The organism is Streptococcus infantis (assembly GCF_047463275.1).
GTDB classification, from domain to species: Bacteria; Bacillota; Bacilli; order Lactobacillales; family Streptococcaceae; genus Streptococcus; species Streptococcus infantis_AF.
Window position 1 is genome coordinate 90,761 of record NZ_JASHEE010000004.1, and the last position, 19,695, is coordinate 110,455.

Annotated in this window: 16 protein-coding genes; 11 read left to right on the top strand and 5 right to left on the bottom strand. The window is 40.4% G+C overall.

Going from position 1 to position 19,695, the window contains the following annotated elements:
• Nucleotides 1–21: 21 nt before the first annotated feature.
• The 4 genes from QM923_RS06895 to QM923_RS06910 all read right to left on the bottom strand — a co-directional run bounded on the left by QM923_RS06895 (nucleotide 22) and on the right by QM923_RS06910 (nucleotide 4,975).
• Nucleotides 22–1,038: an NAD(P)H-dependent glycerol-3-phosphate dehydrogenase gene (locus QM923_RS06895; protein ID WP_414291345.1), complete on the bottom strand. Its 1,017-nt coding sequence runs from the start codon at nucleotides 1,036–1,038 to the stop codon at nucleotides 22–24.
• A gap of 144 nt (nucleotides 1,039–1,182) precedes the next feature.
• Nucleotides 1,183–2,841 carry an ABC transporter permease gene (locus tag QM923_RS06900; protein WP_414291346.1) on the bottom strand — a complete coding sequence of 553 codons (1,659 nt, stop codon included), beginning with the start codon at nucleotides 2,839–2,841 and terminating at the stop codon, nucleotides 1,183–1,185.
• Nucleotides 2,831–3,922 (bottom strand): ABC transporter ATP-binding protein, encoded by a 1,092-nt coding sequence (locus QM923_RS06905; RefSeq protein ID WP_414291347.1) that lies wholly within the window; start codon nucleotides 3,920–3,922, stop codon nucleotides 2,831–2,833. Before QM923_RS06905 ends, QM923_RS06900 begins: the two co-directional genes overlap by 11 nt.
• Nucleotides 3,923–3,934: 12 nt before the next feature.
• Nucleotides 3,935–4,975: an ABC transporter substrate-binding protein gene (locus QM923_RS06910; RefSeq protein WP_254730035.1), complete on the bottom strand. Its 1,041-nt coding sequence runs from the start codon at nucleotides 4,973–4,975 to the stop codon at nucleotides 3,935–3,937.
• 320 nt (nucleotides 4,976–5,295) lie between these two features.
• Between QM923_RS06910 and leuS the strand changes: the two genes are divergently transcribed.
• The 11 genes from leuS to QM923_RS06965 all read left to right on the top strand — a co-directional run bounded on the left by leuS (nucleotide 5,296) and on the right by QM923_RS06965 (nucleotide 18,708).
• Nucleotides 5,296–7,797: a leucine--tRNA ligase gene (gene leuS / locus QM923_RS06915; RefSeq protein WP_414291348.1), complete on the top strand. Its 2,502-nt coding sequence runs from the start codon at nucleotides 5,296–5,298 to the stop codon at nucleotides 7,795–7,797.
• Nucleotides 7,798–7,846: 49 nt separating this feature from the next.
• Nucleotides 7,847–8,908 carry a GTP pyrophosphokinase gene (locus tag QM923_RS06920; protein WP_414291349.1) on the top strand — a complete coding sequence of 354 codons (1,062 nt, stop codon included), beginning with the start codon at nucleotides 7,847–7,849 and terminating at the stop codon, nucleotides 8,906–8,908.
• Nucleotides 8,909–9,146: 238 nt separating this feature from the next.
• On the top strand, nucleotides 9,147–9,839 hold the full coding sequence (locus QM923_RS06925) for a GNAT family N-acetyltransferase (protein WP_414291350.1): 693 nt from the start codon (nucleotides 9,147–9,149) through the stop codon (nucleotides 9,837–9,839).
• 12 nt (nucleotides 9,840–9,851) lie between these two features.
• Nucleotides 9,852–10,274 carry a GNAT family N-acetyltransferase gene (locus tag QM923_RS06930; RefSeq protein ID WP_414291351.1) on the top strand — a complete coding sequence of 141 codons (423 nt, stop codon included), beginning with the start codon at nucleotides 9,852–9,854 and terminating at the stop codon, nucleotides 10,272–10,274.
• Between the two features lie 276 nt (nucleotides 10,275–10,550).
• The gene (locus tag QM923_RS06935) at nucleotides 10,551–11,414 is read left to right on the top strand and encodes an ABC transporter ATP-binding protein (RefSeq protein ID WP_414291352.1); all 864 of its coding nucleotides are present in this window, start codon (nucleotides 10,551–10,553) and stop codon (nucleotides 11,412–11,414) included.
• The gene (locus tag QM923_RS06940; protein WP_060955162.1) at nucleotides 11,414–12,268 is read left to right on the top strand and encodes an ABC transporter permease; all 855 of its coding nucleotides are present in this window, start codon (nucleotides 11,414–11,416) and stop codon (nucleotides 12,266–12,268) included. The genes QM923_RS06935 and QM923_RS06940 overlap by 1 nt, the downstream gene beginning before the upstream one ends.
• A 165-nt stretch (nucleotides 12,269–12,433) precedes the next feature.
• A complete protein-coding gene (gene ruvB / locus QM923_RS06945) occupies nucleotides 12,434–13,432 on the top strand; it encodes a Holliday junction branch migration DNA helicase RuvB (protein ID WP_414291353.1) in 999 nt (332 codons plus the stop codon).
• Complete coding sequence (locus QM923_RS06950; protein WP_414262563.1) at nucleotides 13,413–13,985, top strand: nucleotidyltransferase family protein; 573 nt, start codon at nucleotides 13,413–13,415, stop codon at nucleotides 13,983–13,985. Before ruvB ends, QM923_RS06950 begins: the two co-directional genes overlap by 20 nt.
• A gap of 165 nt (nucleotides 13,986–14,150) precedes the next feature.
• A complete protein-coding gene (locus QM923_RS06955; RefSeq protein ID WP_414291354.1) occupies nucleotides 14,151–14,873 on the top strand; it encodes a pseudouridine synthase in 723 nt (240 codons plus the stop codon).
• A 107-nt stretch (nucleotides 14,874–14,980) separates the two neighbouring features.
• The gene (pepC, locus tag QM923_RS06960; RefSeq protein ID WP_070800481.1) at nucleotides 14,981–16,315 is read left to right on the top strand and encodes an aminopeptidase C; all 1,335 of its coding nucleotides are present in this window, start codon (nucleotides 14,981–14,983) and stop codon (nucleotides 16,313–16,315) included.
• Nucleotides 16,316–16,479: 164 nt separating this feature from the next.
• Complete coding sequence (locus tag QM923_RS06965; protein WP_414291355.1) at nucleotides 16,480–18,708, top strand: HAD-IC family P-type ATPase; 2,229 nt, start codon at nucleotides 16,480–16,482, stop codon at nucleotides 18,706–18,708.
• A gap of 62 nt (nucleotides 18,709–18,770) precedes the next feature.
• Here the strand turns inward: QM923_RS06965 and QM923_RS06970 are convergent, their stop codons facing one another.
• Complete coding sequence (locus tag QM923_RS06970; RefSeq protein ID WP_006149277.1) at nucleotides 18,771–19,682, bottom strand: PTS system mannose/fructose/sorbose family transporter subunit IID; 912 nt, start codon at nucleotides 19,680–19,682, stop codon at nucleotides 18,771–18,773.
• Nucleotides 19,683–19,695: the final 13 nt, after the last annotated feature.

Consider the following 19,695-nt stretch of genomic DNA (forward strand, 5'->3'; position numbering starts at 1 on the left):
GAGCATCCTTTCTAACGGTGATTATGACCACTCGTTTTCTGCCTTGAACTCGTTACTCATGAGTTCAGAAACAGCATCCTTAATATTAACATTTTCATAAATAACTTGGTAAATAGCCTGGGTAATAGGCATATAGACTCCAAGCTCTTGCGCCAATTCGTAAGCAGCTTTGGTTGTTGAAATTCCTTCAATGACCATTCCCATATTTGCTTCGATATCTGCCAAGGCTTCACCACGCCCAAGAGCATCACCTGCTCGCCAGTTACGTGAGTGGATAGAAGTTCCGGTAACGATTAAATCCCCAACTCCAGAAAGACCACTGTAAGTTAATGGATTTGCTCCAAGCTTGACTCCTAGACGAGTAATTTCTGCAAGCCCGCGCGTGATAATGGCAGCCTTAGCGTTATCACCAAATCCAAGTCCATGAAGGGCACCTGCACCAACAGCGATGATATTTTTAAGAGCACCAGCTGTTTCCACTCCAATCACATCTGTATTGGTATAAAGACGGAAGTAGTGGTTGCTAAAGAGTGCTTGAACATACTGAGCTGTTTCTAAATCTTTAGAAGCAGCAGTAATCAAGGTGATATCACGGACGATTGTTTCTTCTGCGTGGCTAGGACCAGATACAACCACAATTTCACTGCGGAACTCTTCAGGGATTTCTTCTTCAAGAATGGTTGAAAGACGTTTGTGACTATTTGGCTCGAGACCTTTTGAAGCATGCATAATAACCACTTTATGGTCCAAAACAGCAGCCACTTGTTGAGCTACCAATCTTGTTACCTTAGTTGGGACTACGAACAAAACAGCGTCAGCGCCCTTCAAGACTTCTGCTAAATCATGGTAGGCAACAATCTTTTCGTCTAAAACAGTATCCTTAAAATAGCGTTTGTTGGTATGTTGTGTATTGATTTCGTCAATTTGGTCAGGAATATTTCCCCAGATACGTACTTCGTGTCCATTGTCATTTAAAACTTGTGACAGAGCAGTACCCCAAGAACCAGGCCCTAAAACAGCGATGGTTTGTTTGTTCATTTTCCCCTCCTTCTGAGAAAGCACTTTCCTATATTCTACCATAAAAAGCACTAACTTGCATCTATATTATTTATGAAGAGCAAACTGAGTAAGAGAGGATAAAAAAACAGCCAATAAGTCATTTGGCTGTCTTTAGGAGAAAAACTAGAGCGTAATACTGTTGTTCTTAGAAATCTTCATAAACAATAACAAGGAAGTAACTGTCAAGACAGTAAGGATAGTAGATAGGGCTGCTGCCACACCATAATTTCCACGAAGTACTTCAGTGTAGATAGCTACGGTCATTGTTCTAGTTTTAACATTGTATAAGAGAATCGAAGTAGAAAGTTCTGAAATCATTGTTACCCATGATAGGATTGCTCCTGAGATGATACCTGAAAGCATCATTGGGGTAGTGATTTTAGTAAAGGTATTGAGACGGCTACTTCCCAAACTTTCGGCAGCTTCTTCGATACTAGGAGCAATTTGTTGCAAACTAGCAACTGAAGAGCGAATAGTATAAGGAAGTCTTCTGACAGATAGGGACATAATCAAGATGAAGGCTGTTCCTGTGATCATAAGGAAGCCACTTCCGAAGATACCTGTATTGAATGAAGAGATAAAGGCAATACCGAGAACTGTTCCTGGCACGATATAAGGTACCATACTAAGACTATCAATTAGATTCGTAAATAGGTTGCGTTTACGAACTGCAAGGTATGAGATGAAGGTTGCAAAGACAACAACGAGAATCAAGGCAAGTAGAGGGATTCGAATGGTATTGAAAATAGCAGATCCCATACGGTTAAAGGCTGTCTTATAACTATTTAATGAGTATCCTTTAACAAATACCATACCGGATGTCTTGAGGAATGATGTATAAATCAAGTAAACTTGAGGTAATACAGAGAATAAGATAATGCCATAAACAGTCACATAAATAGCAGCCATCTTTCCTTTTGTCGTTTTCTTAGGTTCAATGGGATGAAGCGAGTTCATACTGAAGCTAAAACGATTTGAAATGTATTTTTGGATGAGGAAGATGGCAAGGGCGATTGTAATAGCCATGATTGCTAGAGCAGATGCGAAAGCTGAGTTGCCTCCAACCTCACTGATAAACTGAGTATAGATTAATACCGGGAAGGTACGATATCCCTCACCAATCAGCATCGGAGTACCGAAGTCTGAGAAAGCTCTCATAAAGACTAGGAGTGCTGCTGCTAGTAAAGTTGGGACCAAGAGAGGTAAAATGACTTTTACAATACGTCTAAAGCCGAAAGATCCCATACTTTCCGCAGCTTCCAAGAGGGAATTGTCAATACTCTTCATAGTTCCAGCTACATAAAGGAAGACGAGAGGGAAAAGTTGAAGAGTGAAGACAAGTACAATACCTTTAAAGCCGTAAATATCAAAACCTGGCAAATGTAGTGTGTTGGTTAGAAATTTTGTGATAACTCCGTTTCTACCAAGAAGTAGAATCCAAGAATAGGCACCTACAAAGGGAGCTGACATGGATGCGATGATAATCAAAATTTGTAAAAATTTCTTTCCCTTGAAGTCATACATTGAAAAAAGATAAGCTAGCAAGGTACCAACAACGACAGAAGTGATTGTGGCAGTTACAGAAACCTTAAAACTATTAATGAGTGTCTCAGAATAATAAGATTTGCTAAAGAATGTTACAAAATTTTCTAAAGAGAAACTACCTTCATGTATCAACGCTTGCTTTAGTACAGTCACAATTGGGTAGACTAAGAAAACTAAGTATGTAAGGAAAATGAAGAAGGAAGATGCAGTCCAGATATTTAGTTTTTTACCTTTCATAACCAACTCCTGTAATAAGATTTTGGGAACCATCTGCAGAAAAAACATTTAACTTTTGAGTATTGATTCGTAGACGAATTCGATCCCCTTTTTGAAGATCTTCTTCAAAAGTTGATTCTTCGCTCACCTGTATTTTTGAAGAAAATACAGTCTCTACGAAATATTCAGTGGTGAGTCCAAGATAAACACTATCTGAAATGATTCCTTCAATATCACCAGATTCATCTTTGATAAACTCTTCGGGACGGATACTTACAAGAATATCCTGTTCCTTAGCCTGATCAAGAGTTGGCATAGGGAGGGCATAGCCATCTGAAAAGACGATATAAGCACCGTCGCTCCGTTTTGTTAGTTTGGCTGGGATGAGATTTGTGCGTCCAATAAAGGTTGCCACAAACTCATTAGCTGGTTTATGATAGAGTTCCTTTGGTCGTCCGACTTGTTGGATGATTCCGTCTTTCATAACAGCAATCTGGTCTGAAATAGCCATCGCTTCTTCTTGGTCGTGGGTCACATATACAGTTGTAATTCCCACTTCGTGTTGAATTTCTCGAATAACTTGGCGCATATCTAAGCGAAGTTTCGCATCCAGGTTACTAAGTGGCTCGTCCATGAGGAGAACACTTGGATTAACAGCTAAGGCACGTGCTAAGGCGACACGTTGTTGTTGTCCACCACTGAGCTTATCGGGCTTTCGATCTGCGTATTGATCAATTTGCATTAGTTCCAGATATTTATTAGTTTGTTGAACTAATTCATCTTTTGGAACCTTTTTTTGTTTAAGACCAAAAGCAACATTATCTCGGACAGTCAAATGTGGAAAAATAGCGTAGTTTTGGAAAACCATGCCGATGTTGCGTTTGCTGGGTTCTATATTATTGATTTTAGTATCATCGAAGTAAAATTCTCCGCCTTCAATACTGTTGAAGCCTGCAATCATTCGAAGAAGGGTCGTTTTTCCACAACCTGAAGGTCCAAGAATGGTGAAAAGACTTCCTTTTGGAATCGTAACATTTAAATTCTCAATGACAGGAATGTCGTGGTAGATTTTTTTTGCGTTAATAATTTTGATCTCACTCATAGTGAACCTCTTTTACTGTTTCGATTGAATATTAGTGAAAATATCATTGTACTTTTTAAGAATAGCTGATTTATTTTGGATGACGTACTCGGAATCTTCAGTGGCGATATTGATTTCTGTCATTGATTTCATATTTTTATTGGTTTTAGCATTTTTTCGAATGGGTCTGATGGTTGTTTCAGTTCCTAGTTTATCCTGAATGTCTTGGGAAAGAAGGAAATCGATAAATTTTTTAGCGTTTTCCATGTGTTTGGCATTTTTGATAATAGCTGCGTTACCAGGCAAAAAGACTGTTCCTTCTTTTGGATAAATGACTTTTACATCAACGCCATCGTTTAAGAGTTTCAAGGCAGGATCTTCATAGGTAAGTCCTACAGCCATTTCTCCGTCAGCGACAGATTTGTAGACATTTGAAGAACTAGAAGCAATTTTCCCGTCTACTAAGCTAAATAGATTTTTCACATAGGTCCAAGCTTGCTCATTTTCATAGCCACCTTGATCCACAAGCATGTTTGTTAATTGAGCAAAGGCGCTAGAAGAATTACTTGGATCAGCAGTTGCGATTTTTCCTTTTAATTTAGGATTGAGTAGATCATTGTAGCCTTCAATTTTAATATCTTTTGTAAGAGCTGAATTGGCAATGATGACACTGACATCAAGTGTATAAGGCGTGTAGAATCCAGTTTTATTTTGATATTCAGGGATTATCTGGTCGTTCTCTTGAGAAATATAAGGTTCAAAAAGATTTTCGTTAGAAGAGAAGAGGGCGTAGGAGCCTCCGAAAATGACATCGGCTACAGGGGATTCTTTTTCAGCCTCAGCTTTTTTGAACAATTCACCAGTGCTGGCTTGTACTAAGTCAACCTTAATACCATATTTTTCTTCGAAGGCTGGGATTGTTTCTTCGATAAGGTCTTCAGGGTTAGGCGAGTAGATAACCAAGGTGTTATCTGAATCTTTTTCAGAGCTAGTTTCCGCTTCTGTTGTTGAAGAACATCCTGATAAAGTAAGAAATATCCATCCACAAGAGAGAAAGAATAGTAGTTTTTTCATAAAAGTCTCCTTTTTTTACGAACGTTTTTACTCTACGACTTGCTTAATGTTTATAATTTGCAGAGTTCTATAGGATATAATAAAAACCTTAAAGAAAACTAAAACGGGGAATATGAGTCAAAGGCGTTAGGGGAAAAAGATGGAAGAGATAAATAATCGATATAAGTTAATTTCAAGTGTTAGCTAATTTTTTATACTGCTAAATAAGCTGGATTTGCGATTCAGTCTTTCTTTCCATCCAAGCCCAAAAGAACATTTCTCGTCTTTCAAATTCCCTCAAAAATGGTATAATAGTAACATCACAAAATTGGAGAGAGACCATGAGTTTTTACAATCACAAAGAAATCGAGCCTAAGTGGCAGAAACACTGGGCTGACAATCACACCTTTAAGACAGGAACAGATGCCTCAAAACCTAAGTTTTATGCATTGGACATGTTCCCTTATCCATCTGGAGCAGGTCTTCACGTAGGACACCCAGAAGGCTATACAGCGACCGATATCCTCAGCCGTTTCAAACGTGCGCAAGGCTACAATGTCCTTCACCCAATGGGGTGGGATGCTTTTGGTTTGCCTGCGGAGCAATACGCTATGGATACAGGGAATGACCCAGCTGAATTCACAGCGGAAAACATTGCCAACTTCAAACGCCAAATCAATGCGCTTGGATTCTCTTACGACTGGGACCGTGAAGTCAATACGACAGATCCGAACTACTACAAGTGGACGCAGTGGATCTTCACTAAGCTTTATGAAAAAGGCTTGGCCTATGAAGCGGAAGTGCCAGTAAACTGGGTTGAAGAATTGGGAACAGCTATCGCCAACGAAGAAGTTCTTCCTGACGGAACTTCTGAGCGTGGAGGTTATCCAGTTGTCCGCAAACCAATGCGCCAATGGATGCTTAAAATTACTGCCTATGCAGAGCGCTTGCTCAATGATTTGGATGATCTGGACTGGCCAGAGTCTATCAAGGACATGCAACGCAACTGGATTGGGAAATCAACTGGTGCCAATGTCACTTTCAAGGTGAAAGGAACTGACAAGGAATTCACCGTCTTTACGACACGTCCAGATACTCTTTTTGGTGCAACTTTCACTGTCTTGGCTCCTGAGCATGACTTGGTAGATGCTATCACAACACCTGAACAAGCTGAGGCTGTAGCTGATTACAAACACCAAGCTAGCCTCAAATCAGACTTGGCTCGTACAGACCTTGCCAAGGAAAAAACAGGGGTTTGGACTGGTGCTTATGCGATCAACCCTGTAAACGGCAAAGAAATTCCAATCTGGATTGCCGACTATGTTCTTTCTAGCTACGGAACAGGTGCTGTTATGGCTGTACCTGCCCACGACCAACGTGACTGGGAATTTGCCAAACAGTTTGGTCTTCCAATCGTAGAAGTGCTGGAAGGTGGAAACGTTGAAGAGGCTGCTTACACAGAAGATGGCCTTCACGTCAACTCAGACTTCTTGAACGGTCTTAACAAAGAAGAAGCGATTGCCAAAATTGTGACTTGGTTGGAAGAAAAAGGATGTGGTCAAGAGAAAGTTACTTACCGTCTCCGCGACTGGCTCTTTAGTCGTCAACGTTACTGGGGTGAACCAATCCCAATCATTCATTGGGAAGATGGCACTTCAACAGCCGTTCCAGAAAGTGACCTCCCACTTGTCTTGCCAGTCACCAAGGATATCCGCCCTTCAGGTACTGGGGAAAGCCCACTAGCTAACTTGACAGACTGGCTGGAAGTGACTCGTGAAGATGGTGTCAAAGGTCGTCGTGAGACGAATACGATGCCACAATGGGCAGGTTCAAGCTGGTACTACCTCCGCTATATCGATCCACATAACACAGAAAAATTGGCTGATGAGGACCTCCTCAAACAATGGTTGCCAGTGGATATCTATGTTGGTGGTGCAGAACATGCCGTACTTCACTTGCTTTACGCTCGTTTCTGGCACAAATTCCTCTATGATATCGGTGTTGTTCCAACCAAAGAACCATTCCAAAAACTCTTTAACCAAGGAATGATCTTGGGAACAAGCTACCGTGACCATCGCGGTGCTCTTGTAGCAACTGACAAGGTTGAAAAACGTGACGGTTTCTTCTTCCATGTGGAAACAGGAGAAGAATTGGAGCAAGCACCAGCCAAGATGTCTAAATCCCTCAAGAACGTGGTCAACCCAGACGATGTGGTGGAACAATACGGTGCCGATACCCTTCGTGTCTATGAAATGTTCATGGGACCACTCGATGCTTCGATCGCTTGGTCTGAAGAAGGTCTGGAAGGAAGCCGTAAATTCCTTGACCGTGTGTACCGTTTGATCACAAGTAAAGAAATCGTTGCGGAAAACAATGGTGCTCTAGACAAGGTTTATAACGAAACCGTTAAAGCTGTCACAGAGCAAATCGAGTCCATGAAATTCAACACAGCCATTGCCCAACTCATGGTCTTTGTCAATGCAGCTAACAAGGAAGACAAACTCTATGTGGATTACGCCAAAGGCTTTATCCAATTGATTGCTCCATTTGCCCCTCACTTGGCAGAAGAACTCTGGCAAACAGTGGCAGCAACAGGCGAGTCTATCTCTTACGTAGCTTGGCCAACATGGGACGAAAGCAAATTGGTTGAAGACGAAGTCGAAATCGTTGTTCAAATCAAAGGAAAAGTCCGTGCTAAACTCATGGTCGCAAAAGACCTATCACGCGAAGAATTGCAAGAAATCGCTCTAGCGGATGAAAAAGTTAAAGCAGAAATTGGCGGTAAGGAAATCGTGAAAGTGATTAGTGTACCTAACAAGCTTGTAAATATTGTTGTGAAATAATTGTAAATTTAAAATAGAAACAGTTTTTGTTTTCTTTTTAGGAGGATTAATGATAAGTCAAAGTCATAAGGAGATTGTTGAAGGATATTCCGTTTCACGAGGGAGTTATGAAGACTGCTTAAATTATGTAGAGAATACTGTAAAGGATATTATTAAAAGTGAATCCATTAACGTTCATGAAATAATTGGGAGAGTAAAAACAGTAGAGTCTCTTCAAGGAAAAGTAAAGAGGAAAAATTATTCTAATTTAGCAGAGATTACTGATTTATGCGGTATTCGTATCATAACGTACTTTAGTGATGATGTCGATAGAATAGCTGAACTAATCAGTCAAGAGTTCGAGGTTGATGTAGAGAATACTATTGATAAACGTAAAAGTGAGGATCCAACAAAATTTGGCTATGTTTCACTTCATTATGTGGTAAGTTTAAAAGAGGAGAACTCTTCCTCTATTTTATATAGAAGATTTGAAAACATAAAGTTGGAGATACAAATTAGGACAGTTATGCAACATGCTTGGGCTGAAATTGAACATGATTTGGGATATAAAAGTAAGGAAGATATACCCGATCAATACAGGAGACAATTCTCTAGATTAGCAGGACTAATTGAATTGGCTGATGAAAATTTTCTGCAGTTAAAAAATAATATTAATAACTATGAGAAGGAGGTAAGAGAAAAATTACCTACTTCAAAAGAAGAATTACCAATAGATAGTAGTACACTTATGACTTATGTAACGAAAGATCCAAATTACATTAAGTTACTGGATGAGAGTAAACCGTTAGATGTGCCCATAGATTTTAATATTAACAGTTCTTATCTATCCACTGTAGTCCAGAGAGCAAAAAGATTGGGTTTAAAGACTATAGGAGATATAGATGAATTGCTAGAAAAATATAAAGATATCTTTCTAAGAGTATGGGAAATTGAGATGGATATTGTACATTATACGGATATATCGGCATTGGCTCCATTATTGCACATCACTAGTGTGTTAGAATCAGTTGAGGGAATAGATGTTTCTGATGAGGAATTTATAAAAATCTCTGATAAGCAATTTTCAGAAGAATTTGGAATATCGTACCCAACTGATGTTTATAAGAGTTAAAGGTAATTTGTTAAATATGAAAAGTTTGGTTTTCTATTTGACTAAGTTGGATAATTCGTGGTGTTGCTCTTTCTAAAGTAAAAGTGATTAGTGTACCTAACAAGCTTGTAAATATCGTAACGAAATAAATTTAAAAGTCCTTCAGAGTAGAATCTGGAGGATTTTTTGTAGATTACCTGTGAGATGTGATATACTATTCACATCTTTAAACTTATAAGTGTGAGACAAGGAGAAAACTATGCCAGTAAATGAATACGGTCAGATGATTGGTGAACCTGTAGATGATACACCTGGAGTTTTGCCTTCACTTGTTCGGATAGAAGGGCGATATACGATTATAGAAGCTCTATCGGTGGAAAAGCATGCAGAGGATTTATTAGCTGTTTATGGCTCAGATAGCCCTCGTGACATGTGGACCTATCTCTTTCAACCACCAGTAGAGAATCTCGAAGAATTAATCGTAGCTTTAAAGCAGATGATTGAGCGCAAGGATCGCTTTTACTACGCGATTATCGATAAAGTGACTGGAAAGGCGTTGGGGACTTTTTCGCTCATGCGCATTGACCAAGCCAATCGCACCATTGAAGTTGGCGCGGTGACCTTTTCTCCGGCTCTCAAACAGACCAGGATGGGAACAGAAGCTCACTATTTGCTAGCTCGTTATGTTTTTGAAGAACTCAACTATCGCCGCTATGAGTGGAAGTGTGACGCCCTCAATCTTCCATCTAGAAAAGCAGCAGAACGTTTGGGATTTTTCTATGAAGGAACCTTCCGCCAAGCTGTTATCTATAAAGGGCGTACTAGGGATACGGATTGGTTGTCTATGATCGATAAGGATTGGCCAAAGGTTAAAGCACGTTTTAAAGCGTGGTTAAAATCTGAGAATTTTGATGAAGAAGGCCATCAGTTGAAATCTCTTAGAGAATGTTAGAAAGGTTCTACTATGATAAAATTTACAAACGAAACATCTGTTTCAATTGATGATGTTTTGCATCTCTATCAGGCAGTTGGTTGGACAAACTATACCAATCAGCCACAGATGTTGGAACAGGCCTTGTCTCATTCGCTAGCGACTTATCTTGCTCGTGATGGTGAGGAAATCGTTGGTTTAGTGCGTCTGGTTGGAGACGGTTTTTCATCCGTTTTTGTCCAGGATTTGATTGTTTTGCCTAGCTATCAGCGCCAAGGAATTGGTAGTAACTTGATGAAAGAAGCCTTAGCTGACTATAAGGATGCCTACCAAATACAACTAGCGACTGAACAGACAGAAAAAACCTTGGGTTTTTACCGTTCTCTGGGGTTTGAAACCTTATCTACTTATGATTGTACAGGAATGATTTGGGTGGAACAAAAAAAATTAAAATAATTCTTTTATCTTAAGTTAACTTTAAGTTTACTCATGTATCATGTAATCGTTAAGTAAAGACCTCCTAACTTTATTTAATAGAAATCCTAAACTTTTCTTTTTCATAATAATCTCCCTAAAGAAGCCACCAAATCAGGTGGCTTTTTTTATGTTCAAATGCAGAAGTTTTAAGGTAGAATTGACCACATAATCATCCATTTCGACCACATAGCACCAAACTATATTTTTTCTTTTTCCTTTTTGTTAAACTGAAGGTGTAAAAAGGAGGAAGGAAATATGATTTTACAAGCAAAAGGCCTTACTAAGAACTATGGAGACCATACAGCAGTAAAAGATATAAATTTAGAGTTTAAAAAAGGAAGTTTTAACGCAATCTTAGGACCTAATGGGGCTGGCAAATCGACCACGATTTCAATGTTAATCGGACTTAAAAGAGCAACTAATGGTCAAATCATCTATGCGCCCAATACTAGGATTGGAGTTGTTTTTCAAGCAAGTGTATTGGATGAAAAGTTGACGGTCAAAGAAAACCTAGCCATTCGTGCCCAGCAGTATAAGGGGATTAAGGGTGGTCGTGTGGAAGATTTAATCAATCAACTAGGGTTGACTGCTTTTCAGAAACAACTTTATGGAACTTTATCAGGAGGACAGAAACGTCGAGTTGACATTGCTAGGGCTCTCCTATCCAATCCCGATATTTTATTTCTAGATGAGCCTACGACTGGACTAGATATTCAGACTCGCAAATCCATTTGGGATTTATTGTATCGTCTACAAAGAGATGAAGGGATGACTATTATCTTAACGACTCATTATCTGGATGAAGCAGATGAGGCAGATCAACTTTATATTATAGATCATGGAGAGGTTATTGCCCAAGGTTCTGCTACTGAGATTAAAAGTGAGTACGCTTCCAATCTTTTAAAAATTTGTTTTAAAGACAAGCAGGTGGAGAAATTCTTACCTAAAAATATGCCTGTGGAAAAGGAAAATGAGTTTGAGTATAGTCTTTATCCTAAGAGCCAATTGGAAGCTATTGATTATTTGACCCAAGTTCGTGAGAAGATTGCTAGTTTTGAATTTCGTCCAGGAACTATGGATGATGCCTTCATAGCCCTTACAGGAAGAGAGGTGCGCTAATGTTAGCCTTATTAAAACGTGATTTTTTATTGTATTTTCGTAATCGTTCAGGAGTCTTTTTCTCATTACTGGGAGCTTTGATTTCCTTTCTACTCTATATCATTTTTTTGCAGAAAAATTTGATGGATGCCTGGTCCCAACTTCCTGATAATAAGAGCCTTTTAAATAACTGGCTGATGGGTGGAACCTTGGCTGTGACTGGGATTACAACCAGTTTTACAGCTTTGACCCAGATGGTACAAGACCGTGAAAATCAAGTGGATCAGGATCTCTTTTTGACAGATTTAGGGAGCTGGGGCTTGCAACTGTCTTATCTTATTAGTAGCCTTATCATTTCCTTTGTTATGCAAGCCTTTATGCTTATTGTTATGAGCCTTTATTTTCAAGAAATTCCAGCTATGAGTAAGCTATTTGAAATAAGTTTAATCATGCTGCTAAGTAGTCTCCTTTCAACATTGGTAAATGTACTCTTGATTTATCATTTCCAGTCAGTAGATAGTCTGGGTAAATTGGCTACCATTGTAGGTACAGCTTCAGGATTTTTAGTAGGAACTTATGTACCAATGGGAATTCTTCCTAACTTCGCTCAAGTTCTCATGAAGTGCACACCGGCTACCTATCTTGCTTCTCTCTATAGACAGGTCTTAATGAAGGAGCAATTAGAAACTACATTTATGGGGAATAGTAGCTTATTAGAAGAGTTTCAAGAAAAATTAGGAATCCGGCTTAATTGGCAGAACCTTTTAACAAAGGAAGAAACATACTTAATAGTGGTGAGTATCTGTCTCCTAACTTTTCTGCTTTGGCTGGTAGTAGTTAAAATCTCTAGCAAAAAAATAAAAATTATAGGTTAAGTTAACTTTAAGTTTACTCATGTATCATGTAACCATTAAGTAAAGACCTCCTAACTTTATTTAATAGAAATCCTAACTTTTCTTTTTCATAATAATCTCCCTAAAGAAGCCACCAAATCAGGTGGCTTTTTTGTTTGTGGGCTGGATTTTTGCTATAATAGGAACATGAGTAGAATTTTAGATAATGAAATCATGGGTGATGAGGAGTTGGTAGAGCGTACCCTCCGTCCCCAATATTTACGTGAATATATCGGTCAGGACAAGGTCAAGGATCAGCTTCAAATCTTTATCGAGGCAGCAAAAATGCGTGATGAGGCGCTGGATCATGTTCTTTTATTTGGCCCTCCAGGTCTCGGGAAAACAACCATGGCTTTTGTCATTGCCAATGAATTGGGAGTTAATCTCAAGCAGACGTCTGGTCCCGTTATCGAAAAAGCCGGTGATTTGGTAGCAATTTTGAATGACTTGGAGCCAGGAGATGTTCTTTTTATTGACGAGATTCATCGCTTACCCATGTCTGTAGAAGAGGTCCTTTACAGTGCTATGGAAGACTTCTACATTGACATCATGATTGGTGCAGGAGAAGCTAGCCGTAGTGTCCATCTGGAATTGCCACCATTTACCTTGATTGGGGCAACGACACGAGCAGGGATGCTGTCCAATCCTCTTCGTGCCCGTTTTGGGATTACAGGTCACATGGAATATTACGAACATGCTGACTTGACAGAGATTGTCGAGCGGACGGCAGATATCTTTGAGATGGAAATCACCCATGAGGCTGCTTCAGAGTTAGCTTTACGCAGTCGTGGAACTCCTCGTATCGCCAATCGACTCCTCAAGCGCGTGCGTGACTTTGCCCAAATTATGGGCGATGGCTTGATTGATGATGTCATTACGGATAAGGCCTTGACCATGCTGGATGTAGACCATGAAGGATTGGACTATGTGGACCAGAAAATCCTTCGCACCATGATTGAGATGTACGGTGGGGGTCCTGTCGGTCTAGGAACTCTTTCGGTCAATATCGCCGAAGAGCGTGAAACGGTAGAAGATATGTATGAACCTTACCTAATCCAGAAAGGCTTTATCATGCGAACTCGTTCAGGACGGGTCGCGACAGCCAAGGCTTATGATCATTTGGGGTATGAATATATTGAAAAATGAGACTGAAATTTTAGACTCTTTTAGGGAAAATTCTGAAATGATGGCTATTTTGACCATCATCCGTGACTTGGAGTTAAAAGATTCCTGGTTAGCAGCTGGTTCGGTTCGAAATTTTATCTGGAATCTCTTGTCAGATAAACCAGCCTTTGACCGTGAAACGGATGTGGACGTCATTTTCTTTGACCCAGAGGTGAGTTATGAAGAAACGCTGGCAATAGAAAACAAGTTGAGAGAGGATTTCCCCCAGTATCAGTGGGAGTTGAAAAATCAAGTCTATATGCATCAGCATAGTCCCCATACGGAACCGTATGTGAATTCCTGTGACGCTATGAGTAAATATCCCGAACGTTGCACGGCGATAGGACTTCGCTTGCATGCTGACGCAACTCTAGAGCTCTTTGCTCCTTATGGTTTAGAGGATATTTTGAACTTTCAGGTTTCTCCAACTCCTCATTTCTTAGAAAATCAAGACCGAATGAAGCTTTATCAACTGCGTTTATCTAAGAAAAATTGGCGAGAAAAATGGAAAAATCTCACATTTAAAAATACTTAAGGAAACTTTAAGATAGGAGCTGTATACTTATCTCATAAGTTAAGAAGACCTTAACTTATACTCCTAAAACTTTTTCATAATAATCTCCCTATAAAAAAATTAAGTCGCCCAATCAGGTGGCTTTTTTTGTTCTAAGTCTATGCTTTTTCATGATATAATAGCCCTATGAGATTAGATAAATTTTTAGTAGCCTGTGCTGTTGGGAGTCGGACTGAGGTTAAAAACTTTCTCAAGTCAGGGCGCGTGACGGTCAATGGCAAGAAAGAAAAATCTGCAAAGCTACAAATTGATGAAGAGACAGACGAGATTTGCTTTGACGGGCAAAAGCTAGACTACGAGGAGTTTGTTTACTATATGATGAACAAGCCCCAGGGAGTTATCTCAGCGACTGAAGATCCTAAACATAAGACTGTTTTGGACTTGTTAGATAACTATGCACGTGCCAAGGAAGTTTTCCCAGTAGGGCGCTTGGATATCGATACGCATGGACTCTTGCTCTTGACCAATGATGGCAAACTGGCTCATGCCCTTCTTTCACCTAAACGCCATGTGGATAAAACCTATCTTGCGCAGGTCAAGGGAATCATGACAGATACAGATGTTGAGACATTTGCCAAGGGAATTCCACTCAAGGACTTTACCTGTCAGCCTGCCAAGCTGGAGCTTGTGTCTATTGATACGGAAAAGGAAGAAAGCCTGGTCCGAGTGACCATTGCAGAAGGGAAATTCCACCAGGTCAAACGGATGGTGACCTACTGTGGTAAGGAAGTTGTGGACTTGCAACGTTTAACCATGGGAACTTTGACCTTGGATGAGAATTTGAAACGTGGAGAATGGCGTCGTTTAACCAAGGAAGAACTAGAAGGCATGCTTGAAAGTGTTCAATAAACTGAATAATCGGAAAAGGTAGGGGGAATATCCCTACCTTTTTCAGTTTTTGGTTGCTTCCTTTGTGAAAAGCGTTATAATAGACAGTAAGAAAAAAGGAGGATTTTATGAACGCGATTCAAGAATCATTTACAGATAAATTATTTGCCAACTATGAAGCAAATGTAAAATACCAAGCTATCGAAAATGCAGCTAGCCACAATGGAATTTTTGCAGCCCTAGAGCGTCGCCAAAGCCATGTAGACAACACACCTGTTTTCTCACTTGACTTGACTAAGGACAAGGTCACTAACCAGAAAGCATCTGGTCGTTGCTGGATGTTTGCGGCACTTAATACTTTCCGCCACAAACTCATCTCTCAATACAAACTGGAAAACTTTGAGTTATCACAAGCCCACACTTTCTTCTGGGACAAGTACGAGAAATCCAACTGGTTCTTGGAGCAAGTCATTGCGACTGCAGACCAAGAATTGACGAGCCGCAAGGTTAGCTTCCTACTCCAAACCCCTCAACAAGACGGTGGTCAATGGGATATGGTCGTGGCCCTCTTTGAGAAATACGGTGTCGTTCCTAAGTCAGTTTACCCTGAGTCTGTTTCATCTAGTAGCAGCCGTGAGCTCAATGCCATCCTCAATAAATTGCTCCGTCAAGATGCCCAAATCTTGCGTGACTTGCTTGCTTCTGGTGCGGACCAAGCGACTGTTCAAGCTAAGAAAGAAGACCTCTTGCAAGAGATCTTTAACTTCCTTGCTATGTCACTAGGACTTCCACCACGTAAATTTGACTTTGCTTATCGCGATAAGGATAACAATTACCAAAGCGAAAAGGGGATTACACCACAAGAATTTTACAAGAAATATATCGACCTTCCTCTAGAAGATTATGTTTCTGTTATCAATGCTCCGACTGCTGACAAACCATACGGCAAATCTTACACAGTTGAGATGTTGGGAAATGTGGTTGGTAGCCGTGCAGTTCGCTACATCAACGTTCCAATGGAACGCTTGAAAGAATTGGCGATTGCCCAAATGCAAACAGGAGAAACTGTTTGGTTTGGTTCAGATGTCGGCCAACTTAGCAACCGCAAAGCTGGAATCCTTGCGACAGATGTTTATGACTTTGAATCAAGCATGGATATCCAACTCACTCAAGACAAGGCTGGACGTTTGGACTACAGCGAAAGTTTGATGACTCACGCCATGGTCTTGACAGGTGTGGATTTGGATGAAAATGGCAAGTCAACCAAGTGGAAGGTTGAAAACTCATGGGGAGACAAGGTCGGTGCAGATGGTTACTTTGTCGCCTCAGACGCTTGGATGGACGAATATACTTACCAAATCGTTGTCCGTAAAGAATTGCTGACAGCAGAAGAACAAGCTGCCTATGAAGTAGAACCAATCGTACTTGCACCATGGGATCCAATGGGAGCCTTGGCAGAATAAAGCATAGAGAAAAGAGGTTAGGAAAATCCTAGCCTCTTTTTAAGTCCTTCTTAAAGTGGCGATAGATGATGCCTGCCAAGGGAGTTCTCCTTATTTTGAGTCTTTAAGTGACAGAGAGAAAGATATGTGTTACTATAGTAGTACAAAAGGATATCGGAGTAGAAATGAAGTATTTAAGTAGCCAAGACATCAAGGATCGTCAACGAAATATCAGCGATATTAAACCCTATAAAACAACCAAGGAAATCGTCGTTTCAAATATCTTTACCTTCTTTAATGCCATGAACTTGGCTCTGGCAGTTCTGGTAGCCACAACCTTGCGATTTGAAAATATGCTCTTTTTAGGTGTGATTGCTATCAATACAGCCATTGGAATTTTCCAAGAAGTGCGTTCAAAAAATGCTCTGGAAAAGCTAAGTTTGCTTGGTAAAAGTAAGTATAGAGTCAACCGAGATGGTCAAATGATTGAGATTGATTCGGAGGACATCGTTCTGGGTGAGTATCTGCATCTCAATCTGGGTGATCAGGTGCCTGTCGATGCAGAAGTGCTTGAAGGGAATATTGAAGTGGATGAGTCCTTGCTGACAGGTGAGAGTGATTCGGTCTTTAAAACTGTTGGTGACCAGCTGATGAGCGGAAGCAATGTCGTCAGCGGTACTTGTCTGGTCACGGCGACAGCTGTGGGGCCCGATAGTTATATCAACAAGCTCGCAAAATCCAGCAAGGAATTCAAAAAATATCCTTCTCAACTGCGCGATTACATGGATAAGATTTTAAAAATCGTCTCGATCTTGCTGGTGCCAGTTGCCATTCTGCTCTATATCAGAGGTTTTAGTCTAGGACGGTCTTATGTTGAAATTGTATTGGGAAGTTCAGGTGCCTTGGTCGGCATGATTCCGGAGGGGTTGATTCTCCTTGTCAGTGTCTCCCTAGCAGTAGCGGCCATGAAACTGGCCAAAAAGAAGGTTCTGGTGCAGGAACTATACTGTGTGGAAACCTTGGCGCGAGTAGATGTTCTTTGTTTCGATAAGACAGGAACTATCACGACTGGTAATATGAAGGTCCAAGAAATGGATGCTAATGTAGCAGAGAAACTGTCTTCTTATCTAGCCTATTTTGACGATGAAAATGCAACTTCCCGAGCTCTGAAGACTTACTTAACCTGTGAGAAAAAGTGGGAAGTTCAAGAAGTCGGTGCATTTTCAAGTAAAAACAAGTATTCCTTTGTCCAAGTAAAAGAGGGTGGGACCTATTTCTTCGGTGCTTATGAATTTCTAGGCTTTACCCAGCCGATGGATGCCTACTATGAACATCTAAAACAGCAAGGTTTTCGAATCTTGACACTCGCTCATAGCAAGGAACAGATCACGAGTCCAGCCAATCTGGAACTGCTAGGGCATGTCGTTCTGTCAGATGAGATTAAGGACAATACCAAGGAAACCTTTGACTATTTCGAATCTCAAGGTGTTGAAGTGAAGATTATCAGTGGTGATAATCATGTAGCTGTATATGGGGTGGCTCGTAAGGCAGGTTTTAAGGAAGAAGCCCGTGCGATTGATATGACCAAGGTGAGTGAACAAGATTTTGAAAGAGTGGTCTTGGAACACGAAATCTTTGGACGTGTGACACCTGAACAGAAGCAAAAGATGGTATCTATTTTGCAAAATGCTGGTAAAACAGTTGCAATGAGTGGTGACGGGGTCAATGATGTTCTAGCTCTTAAGAAAGCAGATATTAGTTTTGCCATGAAGGGGGCTACGAGTGCAGCCAAAAGTGTGTCCAATATTGTTTTTCTCACTGATGACTTTGCAGTATTCTATGATATCTTGATGGAAGGTCGCCGGGTCATCAATAACATCCAAAAGGTAGCCTCTCTCTTTCTAACAAAGACCTTCTTCTCCATCGTGTTTGCGATTTTGAGTGTGATATTTGGTTTGGAATTCGCCTTTATCCCCATTCAGTTTACAATCATTTCAGCCATTACGATTGGGATTCCATCTTTCTTCCTAACTTTTGAGTCCAATAAAGAAAAGGTTAGCACTCACTTTATGAGAGATATCCTAACCAACGCGGCGATTGGTGGAGGCATTCTGATTGCTAGTGTTCTCCTGACGAACTTCTTTATCACTGTCCCAGGTCAGGTCAAATTTATTTGCTTCCTACTGGCTTTAATCAATGGTTTGTGTCTAGTTGCCAAGGTCAGTCTGCCATTTAATCGATACAAACTAGTCTTGCTCACGTTTTTGAGCCTTGCAGCCTTTGTAGGAGTGCTTGCCAACACCTTTATCTTGCAAGGAACTTTTGTACCTCTAGAAACCAGTCAAGTCGTCTATGTAGCCATCCTAGCAGTGGTGATTGGAGGCTTGCATTATCTGACTAGAAGAAAAAATTGATACACAAAAAGAATCAGGTAATAAACCTGATTCTTTTTTATCTATATTCTCAATTGCTTGGATTACATGATACCGAAGAAACGAGCTGCGATACCAACTGCAAAGAGGGCAAGAATGATTGTGATTGGAGATACTTTTTTCTTAAGCAACCACATGCAAAGGAAAGTAAGGAGAAGTCCCATCAATCCTGGAATCAATGAGTTCAACTGACCTTGAAGCGTTTGTGGTTGAACGCTATCCAAGCTCATACCACTAAGTGCTTGACCAAGAATACCCTTCAATTCTCCACCTGTAACAGCACCTTCTGGGAAGTTGATGTAGGCACCTTCTGATAATTGTTTACCTGGAAGGTTGATAGTGAAGTTGATGGATACCCAACGTTGTACAAGAACGGCAAGGATGAACATACCAAGGATTGAAGCTCCTTTAGTGATGTCTTTCAAGATACCACCTGACATGTCTTTAGTGATTTCAGATCCAGCCTTGTAACCAAACTCTTGTGTGTACCATAGGAAAGACATACGGATTGCATTCCATCCAAAGAAGAAGAGAAGTGGTCCAACGATATTACCAGTTGCAGCAAGTGATGCACCAAGGGCACCAAGGATCGGACGAACTGTAAACCAGAAGACTGGGTCACCGATACCAGCAAGAGGTCCCATCATACCGATCTTAACACCTTGGATAGCAGCGTCATCGATTTCAGTACCGTTAGCACGTTCTTCTTCAAGTGCAAGAGTAACCCCCATGATTGGAGCAGCTACGTATGGGTGAGTGTTGAAGAATTCAAGGTGACGCTCAAGAGCAGCTGCTTGATCTTCTTTTTTAGTGTAAAGTTTCTTGATAGCTGGGATCAAAGAGTAAGCCCAACCCAAGTTTTGCATACGTTCGTAGTTCCAAGAACCTTGAAGGAATTGTGAACGCCACCAAACTTTTTGGCGATCTGATTTTGATAATTGAATTTTTTCAGCCATGATTGTTCCCCTT